Source organism: Arthrobacter sp. efr-133-TYG-118, from assembly GCF_030209755.1.
Taxonomy (GTDB): Bacteria; Actinomycetota; Actinomycetes; order Actinomycetales; family Micrococcaceae; genus Arthrobacter.
This window is the reverse complement of record NZ_JARVRH010000036.1, coordinates 1-23,071: the sequence shown is the minus strand read 5'-3', so window position 1 is coordinate 23,071 and position 23,071 is coordinate 1. Positions and strand designations below refer to the sequence as shown.

Below are 23,071 nucleotides of genomic sequence, written 5' to 3'. Positions count from 1 at the left end.
TGACCTTCACGGCCAGGGCACGCTCTTCGACCTTCTTGACCAGCAGCTCCGCGGCGTCCCCGACGGCGACCGCGACGGAGATGGCCATGCAGCGTTCCCCGGCGGAACCGAACGCGGCGGCGGCCAGGTGGTCGGCCGCGTTGTCCAGGTCGGCGTCGGGCATGATGATCGCGTGGTTCTTCGCCCCGCCCAGGGCCTGGACCCGTTTGCCGTGCTTGGTGGCGGTTTCGTGGACGTACTTCGCGATCGGGGTGGAACCGACGAAGGAGATCCCGTCCACGTCGGGGTGCGTCAGGAGGCCCTCGACGGTTTCCTTGTCCCCGTGCAGGACCTGGAACACCCCGTCGGGCAGGCCGGCCTGCTTCCAGAGCTTCGCGAGCAGCATGGAGGCGGAAGGGTCGCGTTCGGAGGGCTTGAGGATGAACGCGTTGCCCGTGGCGATCGCCATCGGCGCCATCCACAAAGGCACCATGACGGGGAAGTTGAACGGGGTGATGCCGGCCACGACGCCGAGCGGCTCCCGGAAGGAAAACACGTCGATGCCGGTGGAGACCTGGTCCGAGTAGTCGCCCTTGAGCAGGGTCGGGATGCCGCAGGCGAACTCGATGACCTCGAGGCCGCGGCCGATCTCGCCCTTCGCATCGGAGATGACCTTGCCGTGCTCGGCCGTGATCAGGGCCGCGAGTTCCTCCACGTGCGAGGCGACCAGTTCGCGGAACGTGAACAGCACCGCGGTGCGCTTGGCCAGGGAGAAATCACCCCACTTTTCCGCAGCGGCCTTCGCCGCGGCGACGGTGGCGTCCAGATCGGCCCGGTTCGCGAGCCGCAGCGTTGCGGAGACGGCGCCGGTGGCCGGGTTGTAGACCGGCTGGCTGCGGTCGCCGGAGCCGGCGGTTTCAACACCGTTGATGAAATGCTTGATGGTGGTCATGGTGGATCCTTTTCAGAGTCTTCAGATGAGGAGAGGCCGTACCGGGTGTTGGCCCCGGCAGACAGTCGTTCGTCCGGTCGTTTTGGAGGAAGTTACGCGTAGATTTCCTTGTAGATGGCTTGGATCTGCTCAGCGTCCGGAACGAGAGGATTGTTGCCCGGGGAACCGGAAGCGAGCGCCTGCTCGGCCATGAGCGGTATCTTTTCCTCCCAGGCTGCGCGGTCGATGCCGAAGGCTTCGGGTGTTGGGACCTTGAGGTCGCGGTTGAGGGCGTGCAATTCAGCCACCAGAGATTCGGCGGCATATTGGTCCGGGCTGCTTGAACTCACAATTCCAAGCGCCCTGGCGCAATCGGCGTATCTTGGCGCGGCAGCAGAGACCGAAAATTCCGTGACAGTCGGAAACAACATTGCGTTGGCCAGACCGTGGGCAACATGGAAGTGGGCACCAATCGGCCGACTCATTCCATGAACAAGGGCCACGCTGGAGTTGGAAAAGGCGATTCCTGCTTGGGTCGAGGCAAGCATCATCGCTTCCCTGGCTTTCGCGTTCGATCCGTCAGCGTAGACGAGCCGCAGGTTTGGGCCGATAGCCCGAATGGCAGACACAGCAAAGGCATCCGAAAATGAGTTGGCTTTCCGACTGACATAGGCCTCGATCGCGTGGGTCAAGGCGTCGATCCCGGTATCTGCGGTCAACCTGGGCGGCATTGAGAGGGTGAGCTCATAGTCAATTACTGCCGCCACTGGAAGGAACGAGATCCCTGCGCAGAGCATCTTCTCGTGGGTCTCAGAGTCGCTGATAATTGAGAACTGAGTAGCTTCCGAGCCGCTGCCCGCGGTTGTGGGAATCGCAACAACCCGAATAGAAGGTCCGTTGTTGTTCCGGGGCGCCTTGAAATCCCGCATTTGGCCGCCTTGGCGACTAAGCAGGCCCAGGGCCTTAGCGGTGTCAATCGCGCTTCCACCACCAAGACCAATGATGATGTCAGCCTCATGGTCCTGCACGGCTGCGACGCCCTCACTCAGGGAAGCAGTCGTAGGATCGGGGACGACGCCTGAGAAGACCGCAGCCTCAAAACCGCTCCGCTGGATCGAGTTCATGATGGAATCAACGCTGCCTGTAGTCAGCATGAACGAATCCGTGACGATGAGGGGCCGGGTTGCGCCCAGTTCCTCAAGCAGGGTGCCCACTTGATTTACGGCACCCCTTCCGACCTTCATGACTCGGGGAAGAGCGATGTTTGCAACCATGGAACACCTTCGTTTCTGACCGCCCGTGCATCTACGCATCCGAGGCGGTTCCGTCTAAATATCCGGTTCAAGTCTCAATGCATTTCGAGTCCGAATCAATGCCCAGACATGCCCTCCGTTGTGCATATTTGCACGATAGGCTAAGGGGGTGATTTCTGCGGATGATCTACGTTTCTTTCTTGAGGTTGCACGGACCGGGAAGCTGGTAGCCGCTGCTCGAGGCCTCGGGGTGGATCACACCACTGTGGGACGGCGAATTTCCCACCTTGAGCGAGCCGCGGCTTCCCGGCTTTTCGTACGATCGACCGGTGGCTGGACGCTCACCGAGGCCGGTCAGCAGCTAGCTATTCATGCTGAGGCCGTGGAATCGTCGCTCTTGGCGGCGGCGGAAGAGCTGGGATCCGAGCCAGGCCGGTTGTCGGGAACCGTCCGTATCGCGACCCCGGATGGCTTCGGAGCCTTCGTGCTGAGTCCCGGGCTCGGAAGCCTGAGAAGAAGACATCCCGATCTTGCCATCGAGATCGTCACGGCGACGCGTTTGAACCTTCTTGCCACGAAGGAGTTCGACCTTGGGATTTCATTGGCGGAGCCTACCATTCGCGGTGTCGAGGCCACAGCGCTGGCAACGTATCCGCTGGGCCTCTATGCCGCCCCACAGTATCTGGAAAGCAGCGCGACCATCGCAGCCGTGGATGACTTGCAAGACCATTCGGTCATCGGCTACGTGGATTCACTTCTGGACATTCCCGACTTGCGCTTCCTGGACACGGCTCTGCCTGGAGTACGCCCCGCCATTCAGACAAACAACATCACGGGCCAGTGGATGGCCACGGTTGCCGGTCTTGGAGTGGCAGTTCTTCCATTGTTCATCGGCGAATCCGATCGACGCCTCGTGCGGATTCTTGCGGACACGGTTCACATCCGCAGGAAGTACTGGCTCGCGGTTCCGCGCGAACTTCAGCGTCTGGCGCGAACGAAGGCCGTCCATAGCGCGCTCTTCGACCTCGCGGCCTCCCACCCCTACCTGGAGCCAATACAGTAGGCAGTCCAACGCGGCCCCTGCACTAAAGGAAACATTTGCCCTAACGGCCGGTCCGGTCTCCGCCCTCTGTAACGCGCCAGCAATCCTGTGGACCGATGCGCGATACAAAGACACCATCGGTTGGACTGGTGGCCGTCCTTGTTCTCGGCCAGTCAATGAAGGGTGGACCGGTGCACACAATCATTTTACAAGTCCGGATGTGGTCCGTGGCCTCACGCGTGGCAGTCGCCTTAGCATTCTGTTTGGGTTCCGCGGCGTGCTTTCTCGGGGCGGTTCTTATTTGGGCGACGTTCAGTCCGTCCTACACCGACGTTGCCACGATGTTCGCTATCGGAGTCGTAGCCATTGTTGGTTGGTTCCTGCTGGCAGCAGGAACGGCTTGTCTCGGTCCAGGGATACGGCGTCGCTCAGAACTGGCCGATGATATTGATCGGCTCGTATCGTGAAAGGCTTGATCAGGTGAGGGCTGCGTTCTGAAAGCCGCCTCTATTCGCCCCAGATTTCATATCCTTCTGATCTGTCGACCAGGGTTCGGGTGGCGGGACCATCGGCCGCAAGCCAGAGAATGGAGCCGTCCGCCGTAACATCTTCCACCAATCCAGTGCGGGTTGGAAGGTTGAAGTGGCGCACTTCCACGACTTGGCCCTTGGCCAGACTCCAATCATCTCGGAGCCGGAGATCGCTTCCGCTGGCGGCGGGGCGTACGACGCCGGCGACGTAGTAATCATTCATAGGGTTTCCAACGTTAGGGGCCAAGGTAGGTGCCCTGGCTGTTTCTTTTGCACGCCAGATCGATCCCCCAGCGCGTCGGGGGACGGGGTGGAGGTCTTGCGCAGACAAGCCCCTGCCGCTCATTCCGATTTGGTGCCTGAAAATTGGGTACGGCGTCCCGCATGGATCGTACTGAACAGGCTGCCGCTGGGAAGCATCGTTGACGGAGGGCAATGGGCTGGCTCTTCGATCTGATTCCCGGTGCCCCTGCGTGACCACCAGAGTCTGGCAGTCTCAAGCCAATGCGGAGGTAACGCTGCATCACGACGGCGGTGCCGTAAAATACTTGTGCCCATGTGGCCCTCTTCCTTCACACCTTGCACCGGCCGGCCGAAGTGCCCGGTTTTCTCACTCAACTTCTTCGCCGCCTTTTGGTGCGGGTTCCCGAAGCACAAGGAGACTTCCCGCGAAGGCAGGGACATCGAAGTAGAAACTGTGGAGGTCGTCCACTGAATTGAGAGTCTCTCCAGTGAAAGCATCCATTACCTCGGCGCCGGGGGTCAGAAGTGCCGAATTGACCGTTCCGGAAATGTCTTCGCCGGTGAAGTTCAGGACAGTGACCGCGATGGCGTCCGAGGGAAGCCGCTGAACCATGACGAGCATCCCTGGGTGCGAAACGTCAGGGACATCGATGAGTTCGCCTTTTGCAAGCTGGAGCTCTTCGCGTTTAGTGAGAACGGCGGACAACTTTCGTGCGAAAGACGCTTCGTCCTTCAGCTGCTCCGGAAGCGTTCCATACAAGCTCCTCCCCTTGGGCAGGCCGGAGGACGACTCGGCTGCGCCGGGGTTGACCCCCATCAGGTCGTGCGCGCCGCGGTTGATCCATCTGGTGTCGCCCGTGGACACTAGTTGAGCCACTTTGTCGGCGTCCACGGAAACAACCCCGCAGAGGTCCCAGCCTGAGAGGGCAAAAACCCCGGGCTGGAGCGCGTTGTACATCGATAAGAGCAGGTGCACGTCGCGGACCTGATCCACCTGCTCGGCAGTCATGGATTGGAGGTCCCGTATGCCCAGTGCGGCTGTGATGACACTTGCGGTGGTGCAGGCGATGCCGTTGGTGGTGAACAGCAGGTTGTACGGCGCGGCTTCTCCCGTGAGGCCGTCCCGGAGATCATTCTGGATCCGTTCAGCGACGCCGGCGCCGGTGAGGTTCTGGCCGAAGAGGTTGAAGGTCTCGTCCTTATGCCGGGTGGTGAAATGGACGAGTTCATAGGTCAGTTCGTCGTGGTTCTGCAGCCCGTGGACCAGGGAGGCCTGATCGACGCCGGCCTCCATTGCCAGCCGGAGTGTTAGGCGAAGGAACTCTGTATTTCCAGTGACAAGTGCGTGGTGGTAGGCAGGCCTGGTCACGAAGTCGTAGGAGAGATCGGGGCCGTTTACGGACGTTTCCTTTATATCGTCGATGGTGAGGTTGAGTTCCTGGAAAGTGAAGCCCCCGACCTTTCGCACCATGCTCGCGATGAGCTGGTTCGCGGCCTGGGACAAGGGGTGCCCCTCTGACCAGCCGGGAAGTTCCTCCGCGCTCTTCTCTACGCCGAGGAATCCGTTCGCGTCCAGCCTTAAGGCTCCCGTTCCAAGATCCACCAGTGAGTGGAGCGCGTCGCCGATCACAAGGCGCATGCCTGCAAAAGTCGGGTCCAACCAGTTGATGGACGGCTGTCCGGCTTTGAAATAGTGCAAGTAGACCCACCGGCGCATCGTGCCGTCCATGCCGGAAACCGCCCGTGTGGCGCTCCAGTTCGTTTCTTTGATGTCGGGTTCGTAAAAGATCACGCGCTGCAGTTGGCCGATGATGTAGCCGGCCTCTTGGAGTGCCTTTTCGGCGTCGATGCTGATGTTGACCGAGTCTTTACCTTCGGGGACGTCCGGGAGCAGATGCCAGTCTGACTCCGGGATTTGGATCATGTGGTAAATCCCGGGATAGTCTTTGTAGTTCATTTCGGCCAGGCGAAAGTCCGGGCCCTTGCCCGTATGCCCGGGAACGATATCGTCAACGATCGTTGCGCCGTGATCTGCGGCGGCCTGACACATTGCTCGGAATTCTTCTTCGGTCCCGAAGGACGGATCGATGGCCATGCTGATTCGGTCGAAGTGTCCGTCCACACTGGCCGTGTAGTCCCAGCCGGTGATTCCCCCGGCGCGCTTCACGGGACCCGTGTGCAGGGCATGTATGCCGATTTCCTGGAATGCATCCCAAAGACTGGGTTGCGCCAGGGCACCTAGGAACGATTGCCCGGGAGCTGTAATGAAGGACAAGGGATACGCAGTGAACCATACCGACGCCCTGTCCAGGGCTGAGCGGGGGCTTGGATGTGCGAACGGTTTTTGCCACATGCTCGCCTGGCCGGACAGTTGCCTTGACATGGCGTCTGCGTCGCCGAGCATGGATTGGTTTCTCAGCCACTCAACATACACGGCGTTCCGTGCGTCCGGGTCAAACGGCGGGCGGCCTTCATCCAGTGTTTGGCGACGGCGGGCCTTGGGACGAAGCTGACGGGGGCGGGCAGGATAGAACTGCTCATCGTAGGTAATCTCAGACAAGGCCGCCGTCGCGGCCTGGTCCTCGCCCGGATCTTCGACTGATTGACGGTTCATGGATTCCGGAGTGTTCATTTGCAGGTTTCCTCGTCCCTTCCAGACTTTGCTGTGGCCGTTAGCCTAGGCGAAAGTGTCCGCACTAGACCATCGCTTCCGCGAACCGCGCGGTGGAGCGCGTGCGGTTTGCGCTCCACCGACATAGGGCTAGGAAGCCCAGGCCGGCCGTTCTCCTGCAAGGCGAGCGGCCCTGATGTCACCGGAGCGTGCATGGCCTTCGAAGTTCTCCGCCCGGGCCGCTCTACCCAGTAGTTCGCCAAGTTCGGCACTGGCGGCGACCGAAGTTATTTCCTGGTAGGTCACGGTCTTGATGTATTTCCCGACCCACAGTCCACCGGTGTACCGGGCGGCATGGCGGGTCGGAAGGACATGGTTGGTGCCGATGACTTTGTCACCGAAGGAGACACAGGTATTTTCGCCCAGGAACAGGGCTCCATAGTTGATCATGCTGTCCAGTGCTTCGCGGGGGTTGGCCGTCAGGATCTGCACGTGCTCGCTGGCAAATTCGTCGGCGACGGCGTAGGCCTCTTTGAGGTCATCGACCAGAACCACCTGGCCGTGGTCGCGCCAAGCTACTTCTGCGACTGCGCGGGTCGATAAGCCAAGCAGTTGACGGTCGATTTCTTCGAGCACCTTTTGTCCGACCTCTTGCGAGGTTGTGACAAGGATTGCAGGAGAGTCGGGACCGTGTTCGGCCTGGCTGAGCAGGTCAACGGCGACTAAGAACGGATCGGCCGTCTCGTCGGCGACGATGAGAACTTCGGTGGGGCCTGCGAAGAGATCGATGCCAACTTCACCGAAGAGCTGCCGCTTGGCCTCCGCGACGTAGGCGTTCCCGGGGCCGGCAAGAAAATCCACGGGTGCGATGGTCTCGGTGCCGACGGCCAGGGCGGCGACCGCCTGAACCCCGCCGAGCAAGTAGATTTCGTCCGCTCCTGCGAAGTGCATGGCGGCAATCGAGGCGTCGGGGACTACTCCCCCGGCCGCTGGGGTGGCGGCGGCAACCCTACGTACGCCGGCAACCTTTGCGGTCACGATCGTCATATGGGCTGAGGCCAGAAGCGGGTAACGACCGCCTGGAACGTAGGCACCTACGGCGTCGATCGGAATGTTCTTCTGGCCGAGGATGACGCCGGGTTCGACTTCGGCTTCGAATTCGGTCAGTGATTCAAGCTGCAGCCGGGCGAACCTTTCGACGTTGCGCTGGACAGTCTTGATGTCTTCAACCGTTTGCTCCGGGAGCCGGGAGATAGCGGCATCAATCTCATCCTGGGAGAGGAGGAATGATTTGGGGGACCACTTGTCAAACTTCTCGGAGTAGGACCGAACGGCTCCGTCGCCGCGTTCGCGAACGTCCGCGATGACCGTTTCGACCGTTTCCCTCACGCCTGAAGACGAGGTGGGGTCCGAGATGGTGACGTCAGCATTCTTGAGGGAAGTGCGCAATGGTTTTCTCTTTCGTTGCTGGAGCCAGAGCACAGGTAGTGCGTGTGCTCCTCGTTACTTGGAATCCACAAAACCATAGCATTACACTTTGGTTTGGAACAGAGTGACAAGCTTTTCCTTATCCTTCGTGCATCACAGGTTAGCATTTAGGAAAAGCAAATGCTAGTCTTTGATTATTTTCCAAAAGGTTAACTTATATCTGGACGCGCGACCACTTCAGGCTTGGCATGTTCGGCCCTGGATTGGTGGCGGCCAGTAGCAGCCACCCCCGGAGTTAGGTGACGGATCATGGATCAGGAACAGCGAACGCGCGTGGAGCGAGACTTGCTGGGTGTCCGCGCGGTTCCCGCTGAGGCGTATTGGGGAATCCACACGCTCAGGGCGATGGAGAACTTCCAACTGGGCGGGGAAACGGTAGGCAGTGCGCCCGGCCTCGTCAGTGCCATCGCGGCAGTCAAGGAATCGGCAGCAAAAGCCAATATGGACCTCGGATTGCTGGATCGGAACGTGGGCACCGCCATCGTTGCCGCCTGCCGGGACTTGCGATCGGGCGAGTTCCACGACCAGTTTCCCGTTCCCCTGATCCAGGGAGGCGCCGGAACCTCAACAAACATGAACGCCAACGAGGTCATCGCCAATCGCGCGTTGGAGCACCTTAACGAACCAAGAGGCTCATATGGTCTCGTCAGCCCCACCGAACACGTCAACATGGGCCAGTCGACGAACGACGTCTACCCGACCGCCCTGAAACTTGCCACCATCCACGGCTGCCATGGCCTCGTCGGTGCACTCGAGAAGTTTCAGGCAGCGTGTGAACGAAAGGCGCAGGAGTTCGACAACATTGTGAAGATGGGGCGAACGCAACTGCAGGACGCGGTACCCATGACATTGGGCCAGGAATTCAGAAGCTATGCCGTCACCATCAGAGAGGATGTTGCACGGCTGACCGAGGCGGCGGTGCATTTGCACGAAATCAACCTCGGGGCGACGGCGATCGGGACCGGATTGAACACACATCCCCACTACGCGTCGATAGTTCGAGAACACCTTGAGGCGGTCACAGGATTACCCGTGACAACCAGCCCCGATCTTGTAGAAGCTACTCAGGACTGCGGCGTTTTCGTTCTGATTTCCGCCGCTGTGAAGAGGTCAGCCGTGAAGTTGTCCAAGATCAGCAACGACCTTCGCCTCCTCTCTTCTGGACCTCGCGCCGGGTTCGGCGAGATCAACCTTCCCGCTCGACAAGCCGGTTCCAGCATCATGCCCGGGAAAGTGAACCCGGTCATCCCGGAACTGGTCAATCAAGTGGCATTTGAGATCATCGGCGCCGACGTCACGATATCCCTCGCGGCGGAAGCCGGACAGCTGCAACTGAACGCCTTCGAGCCGATCATAGCCTCGAGCCTGTTTCGAAGCATCAACCACCTCCGGATAGCGGCAAACACACTCGCGGTCGCTTGCATCGACGGAATTACAGCCAACGAACGAACACTTCAAGACCATGTCGCTCGAAGCATTGGCATCGTCACCGCTCTAAGCCCCTATCTGGGGTACCACATGTCCGGCGAGATTGCCGCTGAAGCGCTGCGCACTGGCAGGGCTGTTGTTGATCTCGTGTTGGACAAGGAACTCCTCGACCCGGAACTCCTGGGCCGGCTACTTCATCCCCAGGCAATCGCCGGCGGTGGCATATCCGCCAAGGAGCGATAGAGCATCATCTACCCATGAGCTATAGGATTGACTTATGACTTTGGCCCAACTTGAAGCATTTGTGGCAGCAGCCAGCGGACAGACTTTCACCGCTGCCGCCGTTGAATTGGGCATGAGCCAGCCGGCAGTGTCGGACCTCATCCGCCGGTTGGAATCAGAGTTTGGCGTGCCACTGTTCAACCGCAGTGGCCGGGCGCTCGTGCTCACGGCGGCCGGGGAGGAACTGCTGCCTTACGCGGAGCAGACCATTTTCTCCGCCAAGCAAGGCACCGAAGCAGTGAACGCCCTGCTTTCCCTGGGCGGTGGTACCGCAACATTCGGGCTCCTGCGAAATGCCGAGTTCTACATCCGTCAGGATCTGGCCAAGCGCTTTCGCGAGAAACACCCGAATGTACGTATCCGCCTCGTGGGGCAGAATAGTGCCGAAACAGTCAGTGACGTCGTTTCGGGACATCTTGAAGCGGGCCTGGTCACTTTGCCGATTGATGACGACCGGCTGGACGTACTCCCCCTGGCCCGGGATGAGGTGGTCTACGTCAGTGCCGTTCCGGAGCGTGTCCAGACACCCCCGGATATCGCCGCAATCTGCAGCGCTCCCCTGATCCTCTACGATGCCCACTACGCCCAGACAGATCCGGCTCGAAAGCAGCTCTCTGCACGGGCTCGGCTGCGTGGTTTATCGCTTAATGCAGGTATCGAAGTCGAATATCTTTCAGCCGCACTGTCACTGGCTGCCGACGGATTCGGTGACACCATCGCCTGCAGGGCTTCCCTTGAGTCCGAGGTCTTCCCGCGCGGGCTGCAAGCCGTCTCCTTGGCTGAGCCAATGTTCGACACTCTGGCACTCATCAAGAGGCACGGCCAGCTTCTCTCCCCCCCGACCAAAGAGATGGCCCGTTTGGCACATTCAGCCCTTATAGACCACCAGACCTCGGACCATGGCACCGCCGAAATACTCGACGGCGCGCACGACATCGAAGCGTTTCTGACCGAGAATCACTGACCACAGAGTCCGTCGAGCCGAGGTCCATACGTCTCCCCCGCCGATATCGGTTCTTTCAGAAATAGAAGTGGCCGGCACCTCCCGGATGCCGGCCACTTCGCCTTCGGACCAAGGCCAATTTTCTAGGAACGTGGCGCGGGCCGGGTGTCACACGGCCCGCGCCCGCGAAACAGTGCCGCGAACTTCTACTGACCTGCCAATGATCCCGCGACACCTCCGACGCTGAAGAACTTGTTCAGCGTCGCGAAGATGATCGTGGGTGGCAGCAGCATGATGACGGCAACCGCCATAACTGATCCCCAGTCGGTCGAATGCTGCTGAAAGAAGGTCTGGACGCCGATCGGCAGCGTGAAGGTTCCTGCCGAGCGGAGGAAGATCGATGCGACAAGATAGTCGTTCCACGCCATCAGGAAGGTAAAGATGGCGGTCGAGAGTACACCTGGCAGTGAGTTCCGGAGCACGATGTGAAGGAACCCTTTGAACACCGATGCTCCATCAATCCATGCCGCCTCTTCGAGGCTCCCAGGGATCCCGTCCATGTAGGAGGCCATCATCCAGGTTGCCACAGACATGGAACTGGCGACATACAGAATCGTGATCCCGACGAGGTTGTCAGCAAGACCGATGTGGGAGAAGAGGATGAACAACGGAATCACGGACGTGATCACGGGAAGGGCCTGGACGACGAAGAGCAGGAGGGAATAGGCTCCGACGAGCCGGCCCCTCCCTCGCGATAGAACATAGCCGGCCGGTGCCGCGACTGCTACTGACACCACGACTGTCGCCAATGCAACCTGGAGACTGTTGACCAGCCAGGCGACCGTGCCGCTGCTACTCAGCACTTTGGCGAAGTTATCCAGGGTTAGGGAGCCGGTCCCATTGTTCGCCCTAAGGGAGAGGCCAACGGTTCCCGCAATGGGAATGAGGGCGAATGCTGCTAGTGCGACAAGGATCGCAAAGCGCAGCCATTGCCCGCGGCTTCCTGCTTCGACGGACCGCCGTGGTGTTGCGATCTTGGTTCTGAGTGTTGTGGTGGTCATTGTGAGGTCGACTTTCGGATCTGACGGAAGAGCAGCACGGCCACGATGGCCAATGCAAGGGTCATGAGGAAGGCGATGGCAACGCCCGGGCCTGTCTGGAAGTTCTGGAATACAGTCTTGTAGGCCAGAACAACCAGGGTGTTCGTCGCGCCGACCGGGCCGCCGTGGGTCAGGAGATACACGGTCGGGAAGTCGTTGACGCAGAAGATCGCCATCAAGACCCAGGAGATGTACGTGGGCTTCGCGATAATAGGCAGTGTCATGTAACGGAACTGTTGCCGGGCGTTTGCGCCGTCGATCTTGGCGGCTTCGTAAATACTTTCATCTACGGAACTCAGAGCAGCGCTCATCATGAGCATCATGAACGGGAAGTTGACCCAGATCTCGAACAGGCAGACCGTGATCTGGGCGCCAAGCGGATCGGAGAGGAAAATGGCGTCCCCGAAGCCTAGCGCGTGGAAGATCGTCGGGACAGGGCTGGAACTCGTTCCTATGAGCCAATTCCAGGACATAGCCGAAACGACAATCGGCACAACCCACGGAAGCAGGAGAATTGTCTTCAGCAGTCCCTTGGCTGGAATCCGGGTGCGGAGCAGAAGTGCGATTGCGATCCCGATGATCCAGCTTCCGAAGACCCCCGCAACCGCGAAGACAGCGGTAAATCCCGCTGCCCGCCAGAAGGCAGGATCGGCCAGGACCTTCGCGAAGTTGTCGACGCCGACAAATTCCCCTGGTGAGATCAGGCTCCCGTTGTGCAGGGCCTGAAAGGCGGCGTAGGCGATCGGGTACGCGTTCGTGAGGATGAGTATGACGACTGACGGCAAGATCAGGAAGAGCTTGGTTGCAGGCGCGCGGCCGGGACTGCTCCTTCGGCGGCGGTTCCGCGGTTCGTGGGTCGGCGTCCTCACCGTCAAGGGTGGTTCAGTGCGGCGAACGGAGGTGCTCATGGTGTGTGACGGCTTTCGCTATTGCTTCGCTAGGAGATGGCGGCCTTGATGTCGCTCTCAAGCTTGGTCAGGATGGTCTTGGACGGGGCTTTTCCGGCGAGGACGGTCTGGCAGAAGTCCGTCATCGCCTGACCGCCGTCGATGGTCGCGAGCTTGGCGGTGAGGGCGCTCGATTGTGCCGCGGTGGTCTTGCAAATGGGCTGCCATTTCTCGACGACCGCCGTGTTCTGTACGTTGGCTTTGAATTCCGGGAGCTCCGTGATGGACTTCAGGGCGGGCAGGCCCTGCATGACGCCTTTCTGCCAGAGCGTCTTCATGTTCTTGATGTAGTACGAGGTGAACGCTTCAGACCCGGCCTGGGACGGTGTGTTCTTGTACATCATGATGTTGTTCACGTAGTAGAGCCCCCCGACTTCGCCACGTCGGGATTTGAGGGGGTCCGTCACGAGGACGTCCTTCTCGTCGCCGACGACGTTGTTGAATGCCGGGCTTTGGAATCCGAGGGCTACCTTCTTGTTCGTCCAGAGAGTGGTGAGATCGTCGTCCTTCATGCTCACGGAGCCCGGATCGACGGCACCCTGCTTGATGAGCTCGGTGAGGAAATCAATTGCCTCCGCGTTGCGGTCATTGACGATGTCGAGGTCGCCATTGGAGTTGAAGAGGCCACCGCCATTGTTGATCATCAGGCTCAGCACGGCCATGGGTCCGTAGTTTCCGCTGCCCCCGCTGATGCCGAAACCGACATAACCCTTGGCAGAAGCCTTCTTTGCCACGTCCAATACGTCATCCCAGGACTGCGGCGGCGTTGCTCCGATTTGGTCCAGGATCGACTTGCGGTACCAGAAGACTTGGACGTCGAGGTTCCACGGGATGCCGACGTAGCCGTCCGAGGTCTTCATCGCATCCAGTGTGTGCGGGAGAAAGTCGTCGTAGGTGCCGTCCTTCTTGAAGGAATCGATGAGGTTGTCGGCATAGGCGATGGCACCCTGCTTCGCGAACTGGAACGCCTGGAAACCTCCACCGGTGGAAACGGCCGGTCCTGTATTGGAGGCGATTGCGGAGGAGAACGTCTGGTTGAACCCGTCCCAGTTGACCTGCTGGTACGACACGCCCGGCATGCCATCACCGGGCTTGTAGGCCTGCGCCAAGCTTTGGGCCGCATCGGTGTAGTTTTTGTCGCCCCACGGCATGTCCCAGAACTTGACAGTACTGCCGCCGCTTGCCGATGCGTTTCCGCCGACGGCGCAGGCGCTGACGGAGGCAGTCAGGGTAACCGCCCCGGTGAGGGCGAGGAAACCGCGACGAGACATGGCGGTGGGGGGGAGTATATTCTTCATGGCTTCTCCTTATTTGCTGGTGTGAACGGGACGGGAGTGGTCATCGTTGTCCGTGGTTTTCCCGCCCTCGCGTTGACATCTGGTTCAGGGGCCGACCATCGCCGGATTCGGACGGCCCCGGATGCTTACCTGGTCTCTGCTAGGTGCGCACCATTGAGATCAGCTTGCTGAGGTAGTTGTGGCTCTTTACAGCCGCATCCAGCGATCCGCATTCGACCGAGAGGACCACATCGTGGTCGGCATCTGCGAGGGTGCGGACGACCCGTTCCCAGTCGATGACACCCTCTCCGCAGGCGCAGCCGAGCATCCCGCGGACTTTGCCTCGATACTTCTTGGCGTCTTCGACTGAGATGTCTTTGGCATGCATGTGCGTGACGTTTGACACGATGTCTTCCAGCCACGCATGGGGATCGTTTCCGCTCAGATAGCTGTTGCCGGTGTCCAGGTTGATCGTCAGGGCCGGCGAGTCGATCAGTTTCATGAGTCGATCCAACCCGGCCGGCGTGGCCGTGTAGGGGCCGTGGGTTTCGATCGCAATGGCGATCCCGCGCGGTTCGGCCACGAGGGCTGCCTCCTGGAGTGTGTACTTCATCAGGGTGAAGTTCTCCTCTTCGGTGGTCCACGTCGGCATGGGGCCGTCGTCGACCATGATCATTGGTGCCCCGCACTCGGCCGCGTATCGGATGGACTGTTTGAGGTAGTCAACGGCGATGTCGGGTTTGGCAAGTGGCGCATGGCTTGAGAGTGAGGAAATCTGCAGTCCCCTGCTCTCGGCTGCTTGCTTGAGCTTGAGCGGGTCGTCCAGCATTGACCGGCTGTGGAAGTAGCCGGCTTCGCTGAGCAGCTCCCGGCCCCAGTGGACCATGGGTTCGATGTAGCGGTAGCCGATTTCTGCGGCACGGTCCATCGCCCAGTCGAATGAGCCGTTTTCGTATCGTGCAAATTCTAGGTTGAGTCCGAGTTTGATGTCACCCATGATGTTTCTCCTGGTTAGAACCCGCGCTGAGCGACGTATTCATCGCGGGTGTCTCCGTGGTATGCCGGAACGGTGATGTCCCACCAACCCGTCGGGTGCATCTCTGTCCACGGAAGCTCGGTGGCGCTCATGGCCTCGATGACGACGGGTCCCTCGGTGGCGAAGGCACGTTCGATTGCCTCCGTCAGCTTTGCGGGGTCTTCGATCCGCTCTGCGGTGCAGCCCAGGGAACGTGCGAACTCGGCAATGTTGGCGAAGTACGGCTTTCCGTCAGGAGTGCTCCAATTGGTGACCAGACGGCGTTCTGCGCCGAACAGGCTTATCTGCAGGTCCTTGATGGCTTCCCACCCGCCGTTGTTCAGAACGACGACGACCAAAGGTGTGCCGAGCATGACTGCGGTGGACAGCTCAGTGCCTGTCTGGAGGAAGCTGCCGTCTCCGACCATGGCCAGGACCGGAGTCCCGGGAACGGCGATTTGCGCGCCGATGGCAGCGGGGAGGCCGAAGCCGATTCCGGACATACCGCCGGCCACGATGTTTGTCTTCGGTCCGTAGATGGGAAACTCGTTGAAGGCCTGGTTTGCGGGGTTACTCGAGTCAGTAACCAGAATGCCTTTGCGGGGAAGTGCCTTACGGATTTCTACCATTGCCCGTGAATTGGTCATGGGGAGGTGGTCGGTTTCACGCATGGGCCGCAGGTGCTCTTCCCAGCGTCCTTTGAGTTCCTGAAGCTCGGCGAAGTACTCGGTGCCGTGGTAGTCAGGTCCGTCGCCCAGAGCATCCCGAATGGCGGCCAGCGAGGACTTCGCGTCGCCGACGATTCCGACCTCGACGGGGTAGTTGCGGCCGATCTCAAATCCGTCGATGTCAATGTGGACGAGTTTGGTGATGGACGGGATGTTGAAGGTGACGCCTTCCTTGTAGGAAGACGTGATGCGGTCACTGAATCGGCATCCGACGGCGAGGATGATATCGGCCGTCCGGGTGACGCCATTCCCGGAAATGGAACCCATGTCTCCGCATGGCCAGGCATACAGCTCGTGGTCAGCCGGGAAGGCTCCCTTCCCCATGAACGAGTGAGTCACTGGCGCACCAAGGCGTTCGGCGATAGCGCGGAGTTCTTCGCTGGCTTCGGCGGCAATGACGCCGCCGCCAGCAAGGATGACCGGCCGCTTGGCAGACTTGAGGAGTTCCACGGCTGCGGCGATGGCGGTGGCGTCGCCGGTTGCACGGGTCTGGGCTCGGCGGGAACCTGGTACCCGTTTGTAGTCGCCGTATTCCGCCTGCAGGTCCTGCGGGACGTCCACCAGTACAGGACCGCGCCGCCCTTCGTACATGGTGTTGAAGGCTTGGTCCATGACCATGGGGATCTGCTCAAGGCGGCTGGGCTGCCACCAACGCTTGACTACCGGTTCGGCCATGCGAGGGAAATTGTTCCCGTGCGGCCGGTCAATTTCCTGGAGGACGCCGCGGTTTTCCATGTAGGTGTGCACGGCGCCTGTAATCAGGATGAAGGGTTGCGAGTCTGCGAAGGCTGTGACCAGGCCGGTCAAGGTGTTGGTTGCCCCCGGTCCGATCGAGGTGCAGACGGCGGCGATCTTGCCAGAAGCGCGGTAGTACCCGTCAGCCATGTGGGCAGCGCCCTGTTCGTGCATGGCGGGGATTACTTCGATCTCGTCGGCGCGGTCAACGAAGGCGTCCAAAAGTGCTGTGTTGCCGTGTCCGGGGACGGCGAAGACGCGCTCGACACCTTCTCGGATGAGGCAGTCGACAATCATCTGTCCACCGGTCAGCTGCTGATCAGTCATTTGTTCTTACTTCCTCTAAATACGGGGGTTAGCGGTAGGAATTCCGGGGCGCGCGTCTCGGCTTGGCGCGGGGCTGCGCCGGGCACGATTTGTTCCGCGACACGGAAGGCATTTGCGGCAATCGTCAGTGCCGGGTTCATCACGGGAAGTGAGGGGAAGAAGGACGAGTCCACGACGAAGAGGTTCTTGACATCATGGGTCTGGCAGTCGGCGTCGAGGACGGACGACCGAGGGTCATCTCCTGCCCGGATCGTTCCGGCCTGGTGGGAATTGACAGCAATTCCAGTGGTTTCACTGAAGATCAGTGGATAGCCCATCTTGTGGAGAATGCGTTTCATCTCCTTGACGAGGTGCTGGTGCGCCCGAACATTGTTGGGTTTCCAACTGATCCGGATGGCTTCGTCATTCCTTAGGGTTACCCTGTTTTCGGGATCGGGAAGATCTTCCGTGAAGAGCCACCAATCCATGCTGTGGCCGGCAGCAATATCCAGGGCCCATTTGGGGATGAGCGGCTTCTGCCCGGCCAGCATCGCGCCCTGGAGCTTGCCGATCAACTGCACGTGACCGAGCGGGTACGGAAAATCCGCGTTGCCCTTGAGGTAATAGTCATTGAAGTAGAGCGTCTTTTGGAACTCAACTTTGTTCCTCTTGGGGTGCAAGGCGATCATGATGCTGTTGTTGTGCACCATGTAGTTCCTGCCAACCATTCCCGAGGAGTTGGCAAGGCCGTTGGAGTGTTTGTCCGTGGCGGACCGGAGCAAGAGCGCCGCCGAGTTGACGGCACCGCAAGAAACGACCACCTTTCCGGCCTCGACGACGACGGCCTTCCCGTTGTGGACGAGCTGTACGCCCGTGGCGGTCTGGCCGGACTCGTCGGTGAGCACCTTCTCGGCATACGCCTCGGTAAGCAGTTCCACGTTGCCCGTTTGAAGGGCCGGCCGTACACACGCGACGTCGGCATCCATTTTGGCCAGGACGCGACATGGAAAACCGTCGCAAGTGCGGCAGCGGATACAGGCACCGCCCTGGCGCCAGTCGATTCCCAAGGGAATGCTGGACGGAGTCAGTCCCTGTTTGGTCAGCCCATCCGCAACTGCCTGCACCTCGGGTTCATGACCGATCGCAGGGTAAGGAAAGGGCTCGTCGCGGGGCAACGTGGGATCATCGTGCTGGTCCCCATGAACCTTGTACACCCTCTCGGCGCGCGAGTAATAGGGTGCTATGTCGTCGTACGTGAACGGCCAAGCTGGTGAAGTACCGTCCTCGTGTTCGCTCGCGACAAAATCTTCGCGTCGAAACCTCACCAAGGATGACCCGTAGAACTTGGTATTGCCACCGACGTAGTAATAAGTACCAGGGCTGAAAGCTTCTCCCGTGTCGGAGTACCACTTTTCAGCATTTTTGTATCGGCCCTGCTCAAACACGGCGTCGGGGTCCCAGTTCTGTTTCTCCTGGGGAACGAACCCTCCGCGCTCGATGAGCAATACACTCACGCCTGCATCCTTCAATGCGTAGGCCAGCGTACCGCCGCCCATGCCGCTTCCGACGATTACGACGTCGTACCTGGACTTTGCAGGACCATCGATCTGCAAAGAAGTCTCAACAGTCATTTTGGAATTTACCTCTCGGTTCTGGCCATTACTGGGCCCCGGTGCGTGAGTTTGAACCCGCCAGCGGACTACGAACCTTTGCAGTCCGTCACGATTGAGAGTCACATCACCTATAAGCAAGAGTACACTGATTATGGATTTACTCAAGCATGAAGTTTGGTTAGAGTCTCTCGACAAGTGGATTTGCCCCAAGTTGGGACCCTCCGTAAGTGGCCTTGCTCACATTCTGTTTCTTTAGTGTACGATCGTACGCATAAGAAATCTAGTGCACGATCGTACACATCGGAAACAACGTACGTGAGTACACCTGCGGAAGGTGCAGCGTTGATGGATACGAAGGATCCGCCGGACAGTTTTCCCGCTGAGGCGGAGTGGTCCGCCCGTTCAGATGCCACCCGGCACCAGGATTCAGAAGTGCTGCCACCAAGTCCGGCCCCGGACGTCGCCAGAGCCTTCCGAATCCGACCTTTTGATCCGGATCGTCGGAATCGGATTATTGACGCAGTGCTCGCGGTCATCGCTGAAAATGGTGTGGCCGGCACTAGTTTCCGGCGTATCGCTGCCCGGGCTGATGTTCCCCTGGGGTCAATGACCTACCACTTCAGCGGCATGCAGGAGCTCTTGGAGACAGGATTCGAGCGTTTTGTGAGCCAGTCCCTCGCCCGGCTCGAGGATCGGCTCCAGCCGGCACGAGATCACCGTGACGCAGGCAAGGTCATCTTGGCGATGATCCACGAAGACGCCACTGCTGATCCTCCTCGACACTTGGCGCTGTCTCGCGAACTTCAGGCCCTGGTCATCCGCGAACCTGCTTTGCGCAACATCGCGAACAAGTGGGTAGAAGGTAGCGCCAGAATCCTCAAACGGTACTTCGATCCAACAACGGCCGAGATTGTGGAGATTCTCATGGACGGCCTGACTCTTCGTAGGGGCGTTGCCTCTACGGAAGGAGAGCCGCTTGCAGCCGACCCAGTGGCAAGAGTGATCGCTGGCTCTTGGTCCTTGGGCCCGTCACGAAATCCTTAGAAAGAAGCAGACGTGAAGACTTCGTATGGTGCATACGACGCTGGACCGATTCCTACGGCCAGGCCCCACGAGATGGTGTTCCACGACCCGTTTGACGGGGAAACGAGGGTCAGCTCGAGTCACCGCTTTGATGTACAACCCTCGCACACTGTGACATGCGGAGACCTCGGGACCACTTCATCCCATCGCAAGCGCCAACAGAGAAAGATGGCGTTGGAAGGCGTGTCCCGAGATCTGCTCGCTCTTGCATTGCAACGCCGCGTCACCGACTAACCGCCGGATCGGCGCAAACGACGAGCGGGCATGGACACTGTTGTATGAAGCTCGTCGGAAAAGGTGATCGAAGCGTCAACCGGCGAGGACGCCGCCCGCTGCGACGGCGCTTCCCTTAGTAGTTTGTCGACGGCGTTCGAAACCAACTCGCGGTCGTCGTCGCGCGGTTCAAAGGCTCGATGAATTGAAAGTCCTTCGACGAGCGCGTCCAGTTGTCGAGCCACATCCGGGTCGAAGTACCTTTCAAAGGCACGGCGGCTGCGCATCATCCAATCATGAGTGAGGTGCCGGAACTTCGCCTGGCGGGCCGCCAGCGTGTAGAGCTCCAACGTCAGGACCAGAGCGTCCCGATCGCCATAGGTATCCTCCATGATCATCTCGACGACAGCGTCTTTGGCCGCTTCAATGGTCGAGGCCTCATTCATACGCCGCTCGAACCGGTCGCTAATGCGGGTGGCAAAACGCGTGAACGCTTCGTGCAGAAGTTCGTCCATTCCTGCGAAGTGATAGGTCATGGAACCCAAGGGGACATCTGCAAGGGCCGCAACTTTCCGATGTGACGTGCCAGCCACGCCCTCGGCAGCAATCAGATCCAAGGTCGCTTCAATGATTCGGTCACGCCGATCCGGATCTACCCGCCGTTTTGCCATTTCCTTTAGCTTTCAATGGTCTTGATGACTTTAGCCGGTATCCCCATGGCTACGACATTGGCAGGCAGGTCGCGGCTGACGACTGCCCCCGCACCCACGACGGTGTTTTCGCCAATGGTTACACCGGGAAGGACGATGACTCCCCCGCCCAACCACACGTTGTCTCCGATGACAATCGGCTTGGCCGACTCCAACTTGTCTCTTCGGGGTTGAGCCGCCACAGGATGGGTCGGCGTCAGTAGTTGGACATTCGGGCCAATTTGGCAATCGTTTCCAATTGAAATCGTGGCCACGTCAAGAGCAGTGAGGTTGTAGTTAATAAACGTGCCTTCGCCGATGCTGATATTGGATCCGTAGTCGACGAATATGGGAGGCCTTATATGGGCACCTTCGGCCAAGCAGCCGATCAACTCATGTATGAACGACTGAGCCGCATCTATGTCCTCATAGTAGGCAGAAGCGTATGCCCCGGCCAGGCGAATTGCACGTTGCTGTCGAGCGAGGATCTGCGGATCATCGGAGATGTAGAGATCCCCCGCGAGCATCCGCTCGTGGTTGCTTCGGGGGTCGTCTCGGAAATACTCAGCCGCCATGTGTACAACTGTACTAAAGAAATGCCCTGCCCGGCCGCCCCGTTTAGCTGGAGGACGAGCTCTCACGCGGTGACAAGCATGCCCTGGCCCTCGGACCATAGCGGCGCCTCCGGCATTGGTCTGTGCCCTCGGATGCCACCGGACCGGCCCTTATCGGGAGATCGTCTCCATCAGGTTACGTTCGCTTCCAATATGTGGCTGAGCGCTTCGCTCGAGGTAAACAGGTGGCCCCTGAGTCCCGCTTCCTGCGCAGATCGGATGTTTTCCTCTCTGTCGTCGATAAAGAGGGCCTGGTAGGGTTCAATCCCCAGCTCACGGATACACCATTCGAAGGTTTCCCGTTCCGGTTTTGCATACCCAATTTGATAGGAGAGTCCGCGGACTTCAAACAGGTCGAGCCAACGGTGTCTTCGCAGAAAGTGTTCGCCCAACTCCTTAGGAATGTTGGAGAGCAACGCGAGACGTCGGGTTCTGGACAGATCCTCCAGCAGAGCGATCATCCGGTCATCGACGACGGACCAGCTGGCGATGTCGTGCTCTTTGAGTTGCCTAATGCGGTCCGGATCGAAACTTCTGGCCAATTGGTCAGAAACAGCGGTCCAGTATTGGGTGGCGGTGACCTCTCCACGATCATATGGCGGACGTTGGTCCCAGTACGCCGCCCAAAAGTCTTTCTCCGGGACACCTCCAGTGGCCAACAGCGCGGCCTTACCTTCTTGATTTTGATCTTTGGCGATCACACCGAAGAGATCGAAGATCAACACATCGCTTGACTGCACGGCCATAGCTTTAGTCAGCCTTTCAATTAGGAATCGATAGTCCGGTTGAGCAGAAGGCACTTGATGCCGACGGTCCACCCACGAATGCGGGGACGTGTCGGGCCGCTCGGCGGCAGGCTGACTGACCCCGGGAATGGCAGATCAATCAGACGCTTTGCTCACCAATCCCTTATATTCTCTCACATGATAGGTCGATGTAGTTTCAAATGAAAGCTTACAGAGATCATTCTCCTTTTACTTCGATCATCGCCAGGCACTTTCCTGCACGAGGGAGCCACCACTCCCGACAGGGATGGGGACGATCGTACACATCAGTTACGATTTATCGAGATGTGGCCATCTTTTGCTTGCCAATGGCCAAAAGGTTGCCTTAGGCTTTATCGAAACTTCATAAGTAATCCTTGTGCACTGTCGGTCCGACCCGCCAACGTTCCGTCAAACACCAGTGCACCAGCAGCATCTCCGCACGCCCTCAAATCAAAGGATTCGTCGCAATGAACTATTCTGTCCAGCTCTACAACGTACGCAGCGCTGTCGAAGCCGACCTCCCCGGCACGATTCGGCGCCTTGCTGAGATCGGATACAGCCGGATTGAGCCCTATGATTTTGTTGCCCGCGCCGATGAGTTCGCCAGCGCATTTGCCGCAAACAGCGTTTCTGCTCCAACGGGGCATGCGCCGCTGCTGAGCCAGGACCAGGACGAGATCTTCGCGGCCGCCAAGGAACTGGGCATTGCCACCGTGATCGACCCGTACCTGCCTGCCGAGCACTGGCAATCCGCCGAGGACATCCAGGCCACCGCGGCAAAGCTCAACGCCGCGGCCAAGAAGGGCGCCGAATACGGCATCCGGGTCGGCTACCACAACCACCAATGGGAACTCGAGTCCAGCATCGAGGGCCAGACAGCCCTGGAGTACTTCGAGGGACTCCTTGACCCCGAGCTGGTCCTGGAAGTCGACACCTACTGGGCCGCCGTTGGAGGCCAGGATCCCATTAAGCTCCTGAAACGGCTGGGCACCAGGGTTGTGGCGGTTCACATCAAAGACGGTCCCGTGAATATGGACCTCCTTGCCCAGGTGCCCGCGGGGCAGGGGAAAATGGATATCTGGGGAGCACTCGATGCGGTCCCCGGTTTGGAAGTGGGTGTCGTGGAGTTCGACGACTACGCCGGAGACATCTTCGAAGCGATGGAAGCCTCACTGCGGTACCTGGAAGCCGGCGCAGAAGCATGAGCGCCGCTACGCACCAGACCACCCCGTCCACCCGCCGGGGTCCGGTCGG

General features: G+C 59.6%; 19 protein-coding genes. 5 read left to right on the top strand and 14 right to left on the bottom strand.

All coding sequences use genetic code 11. The annotated features are described in order from the left end of the window. Together QRN59_RS22935 and QRN59_RS22930 are read right to left on the bottom strand one after the other, a co-directional pair. Positions 1-931: aldehyde dehydrogenase family protein (locus tag QRN59_RS22935; RefSeq protein ID WP_284984735.1), on the bottom strand; the 931-nt coding region annotated here is incomplete at its 3' end. 92 nt (positions 932-1,023) lie between these two features. Beyond that, entirely contained in the window at positions 1,024-2,184 is a 1,161-nt protein-coding gene (locus QRN59_RS22930) for an iron-containing alcohol dehydrogenase (RefSeq protein WP_284984734.1), read from the bottom strand. A gap of 148 nt (positions 2,185-2,332) precedes the next feature. Between QRN59_RS22930 and QRN59_RS22925 the strand changes: the two genes are divergently transcribed. Beyond that, the gene (locus QRN59_RS22925; RefSeq protein ID WP_284984733.1) at positions 2,333-3,226 is read left to right on the top strand and encodes a LysR family transcriptional regulator; all 894 of its coding nucleotides are present in this window, start codon (positions 2,333-2,335) and stop codon (positions 3,224-3,226) included. A gap of 486 nt (positions 3,227-3,712) precedes the next feature. Here the strand turns inward: QRN59_RS22925 and QRN59_RS22920 are convergent, their stop codons facing one another. The 3 genes from QRN59_RS22920 to hisD form a co-directional block, all read right to left on the bottom strand. Beyond that, a complete protein-coding gene (locus QRN59_RS22920) occupies positions 3,713-3,958 on the bottom strand; it encodes a hypothetical protein (protein WP_284984732.1) in 246 nt (81 codons plus the stop codon). Positions 3,959-4,345: 387 nt separating this feature from the next. Next, positions 4,346-6,610: a maltose alpha-D-glucosyltransferase gene (treS, locus tag QRN59_RS22915; protein ID WP_502871105.1), complete on the bottom strand. Its 2,265-nt coding sequence runs from the start codon at positions 6,608-6,610 to the stop codon at positions 4,346-4,348. Between the two features lie 129 nt (positions 6,611-6,739). After that, entirely contained in the window at positions 6,740-8,038 is a 1,299-nt protein-coding gene (gene hisD, locus QRN59_RS22910) for a histidinol dehydrogenase (protein WP_284984731.1), read from the bottom strand. A gap of 288 nt (positions 8,039-8,326) precedes the next feature. Here hisD and QRN59_RS22905 point away from each other — a divergent pair, with 288 nt between their 5' ends. Together QRN59_RS22905 and QRN59_RS22900 are read left to right on the top strand one after the other, a co-directional pair. After that, entirely contained in the window at positions 8,327-9,748 is a 1,422-nt protein-coding gene (locus QRN59_RS22905) for an aspartate ammonia-lyase (protein ID WP_284984730.1), read from the top strand. A gap of 34 nt (positions 9,749-9,782) precedes the next feature. Continuing rightward, on the top strand, positions 9,783-10,751 hold the full coding sequence (locus QRN59_RS22900; protein ID WP_269998669.1) for a LysR family transcriptional regulator: 969 nt from the start codon (positions 9,783-9,785) through the stop codon (positions 10,749-10,751). A 185-nt stretch (positions 10,752-10,936) separates the two neighbouring features. On the opposite strand, the gene QRN59_RS22895 is transcribed toward QRN59_RS22900, so the two are convergent. From QRN59_RS22895 to QRN59_RS22870, 6 genes are all read right to left on the bottom strand, one after another. Next, entirely contained in the window at positions 10,937-11,791 is an 855-nt protein-coding gene (locus QRN59_RS22895; RefSeq protein ID WP_284984729.1) for a carbohydrate ABC transporter permease, read from the bottom strand. Next, positions 11,788-12,738: a carbohydrate ABC transporter permease gene (locus QRN59_RS22890; protein ID WP_284984728.1), complete on the bottom strand. Its 951-nt coding sequence runs from the start codon at positions 12,736-12,738 to the stop codon at positions 11,788-11,790. Before QRN59_RS22890 ends, QRN59_RS22895 begins: the two co-directional genes overlap by 4 nt. 29 nt (positions 12,739-12,767) lie before the next feature. Then, a complete protein-coding gene (locus QRN59_RS22885) occupies positions 12,768-14,075 on the bottom strand; it encodes an ABC transporter substrate-binding protein (RefSeq protein WP_284984727.1) in 1,308 nt (435 codons plus the stop codon). A gap of 139 nt (positions 14,076-14,214) precedes the next feature. Continuing rightward, complete coding sequence (locus tag QRN59_RS22880) at positions 14,215-15,051, bottom strand: sugar phosphate isomerase/epimerase family protein (protein WP_284984726.1); 837 nt, start codon at positions 15,049-15,051, stop codon at positions 14,215-14,217. 14 nt (positions 15,052-15,065) lie between these two features. Continuing rightward, positions 15,066-16,859, bottom strand: a complete 1,794-nt coding sequence (locus QRN59_RS22875; RefSeq protein ID WP_284984725.1) for a thiamine pyrophosphate-binding protein — start codon at positions 16,857-16,859, stop codon at positions 15,066-15,068. After that, entirely contained in the window at positions 16,856-18,469 is a 1,614-nt protein-coding gene (locus QRN59_RS22870) for a GMC family oxidoreductase (protein WP_284984724.1), read from the bottom strand. Before QRN59_RS22870 ends, QRN59_RS22875 begins: the two co-directional genes overlap by 4 nt. Before the next feature lie 327 nt (positions 18,470-18,796). On the opposite strand from QRN59_RS22870, the gene QRN59_RS22865 reads away from it, so the two are divergent. After that, entirely contained in the window at positions 18,797-19,495 is a 699-nt protein-coding gene (locus QRN59_RS22865) for a TetR/AcrR family transcriptional regulator (RefSeq protein WP_284984723.1), read from the top strand. A 269-nt stretch (positions 19,496-19,764) separates the two neighbouring features. Here QRN59_RS22865 and QRN59_RS22860 read toward each other — a convergent pair whose 3' ends face one another. From QRN59_RS22860 to QRN59_RS22850, 3 genes are all read right to left on the bottom strand, one after another. Next, positions 19,765-20,418, bottom strand: a complete 654-nt coding sequence (locus QRN59_RS22860) for a TetR/AcrR family transcriptional regulator (protein ID WP_284984722.1) — start codon at positions 20,416-20,418, stop codon at positions 19,765-19,767. A 5-nt stretch (positions 20,419-20,423) separates the two neighbouring features. Beyond that, positions 20,424-21,011, bottom strand: a complete 588-nt coding sequence (locus tag QRN59_RS22855) for a sugar O-acetyltransferase (protein ID WP_284984721.1) — start codon at positions 21,009-21,011, stop codon at positions 20,424-20,426. 170 nt (positions 21,012-21,181) lie between these two features. Beyond that, entirely contained in the window at positions 21,182-21,796 is a 615-nt protein-coding gene (locus tag QRN59_RS22850) for an HAD family hydrolase (protein WP_284984720.1), read from the bottom strand. Positions 21,797-22,284: 488 nt separating this feature from the next. Between QRN59_RS22850 and QRN59_RS22845 the strand changes: the two genes are divergently transcribed. Beyond that, positions 22,285-23,022, top strand: coding sequence for a sugar phosphate isomerase/epimerase family protein (locus QRN59_RS22845; protein WP_284984719.1), 738 nt, complete (start codon positions 22,285-22,287; stop codon positions 23,020-23,022). Positions 23,023-23,071: the final 49 nt, after the last annotated feature.

Bases quoted from the DNA above. Each gene is read 5' to 3' on its own strand.
- treS (WP_502871105.1), bottom strand. From the start codon at position 6,610: ATGAACACTCCGGAATCCATGAACCGTCAATCAGTCGAAGATCCGGGC.
- QRN59_RS22880 (WP_284984726.1), bottom strand. From the start codon at position 15,051: ATGGGTGACATCAAACTCGGACTCAACCTAGAATTTGCACGATACGAA.
- QRN59_RS22885 (WP_284984727.1), bottom strand. From the start codon at position 14,075: ATGAAGAATATACTCCCCCCCACCGCCATGTCTCGTCGCGGTTTCCTC.
- QRN59_RS22870 (WP_284984724.1), bottom strand. From the start codon at position 18,469: ATGACTGTTGAGACTTCTTTGCAGATCGATGGTCCTGCAAAGTCCAGG.
- QRN59_RS22860 (WP_284984722.1), bottom strand. From the start codon at position 20,418: ATGGCAAAACGGCGGGTAGATCCGGATCGGCGTGACCGAATCATTGAA.
- QRN59_RS22920 (WP_284984732.1), bottom strand. From the start codon at position 3,958: ATGAATGATTACTACGTCGCCGGCGTCGTACGCCCCGCCGCCAGCGGA.
- QRN59_RS22850 (WP_284984720.1), bottom strand. From the start codon at position 21,796: ATGGCCGTGCAGTCAAGCGATGTGTTGATCTTCGATCTCTTCGGTGTG.
- QRN59_RS22900 (WP_269998669.1), top strand. From the start codon at position 9,783: ATGACTTTGGCCCAACTTGAAGCATTTGTGGCAGCAGCCAGCGGACAG.
- QRN59_RS22855 (WP_284984721.1), bottom strand. From the start codon at position 21,011: ATGGCGGCTGAGTATTTCCGAGACGACCCCCGAAGCAACCACGAGCGG.
- QRN59_RS22905 (WP_284984730.1), top strand. From the start codon at position 8,327: ATGGATCAGGAACAGCGAACGCGCGTGGAGCGAGACTTGCTGGGTGTC.
- QRN59_RS22875 (WP_284984725.1), bottom strand. From the start codon at position 16,859: ATGACTGATCAGCAGCTGACCGGTGGACAGATGATTGTCGACTGCCTC.
- QRN59_RS22865 (WP_284984723.1), top strand. From the start codon at position 18,797: ATGGATACGAAGGATCCGCCGGACAGTTTTCCCGCTGAGGCGGAGTGG.
- QRN59_RS22895 (WP_284984729.1), bottom strand. From the start codon at position 11,791: ATGACCACCACAACACTCAGAACCAAGATCGCAACACCACGGCGGTCC.
- QRN59_RS22845 (WP_284984719.1), top strand. From the start codon at position 22,285: ATGAACTATTCTGTCCAGCTCTACAACGTACGCAGCGCTGTCGAAGCC.
- QRN59_RS22930 (WP_284984734.1), bottom strand. From the start codon at position 2,184: ATGGTTGCAAACATCGCTCTTCCCCGAGTCATGAAGGTCGGAAGGGGT.
- QRN59_RS22890 (WP_284984728.1), bottom strand. From the start codon at position 12,738: ATGAGCACCTCCGTTCGCCGCACTGAACCACCCTTGACGGTGAGGACG.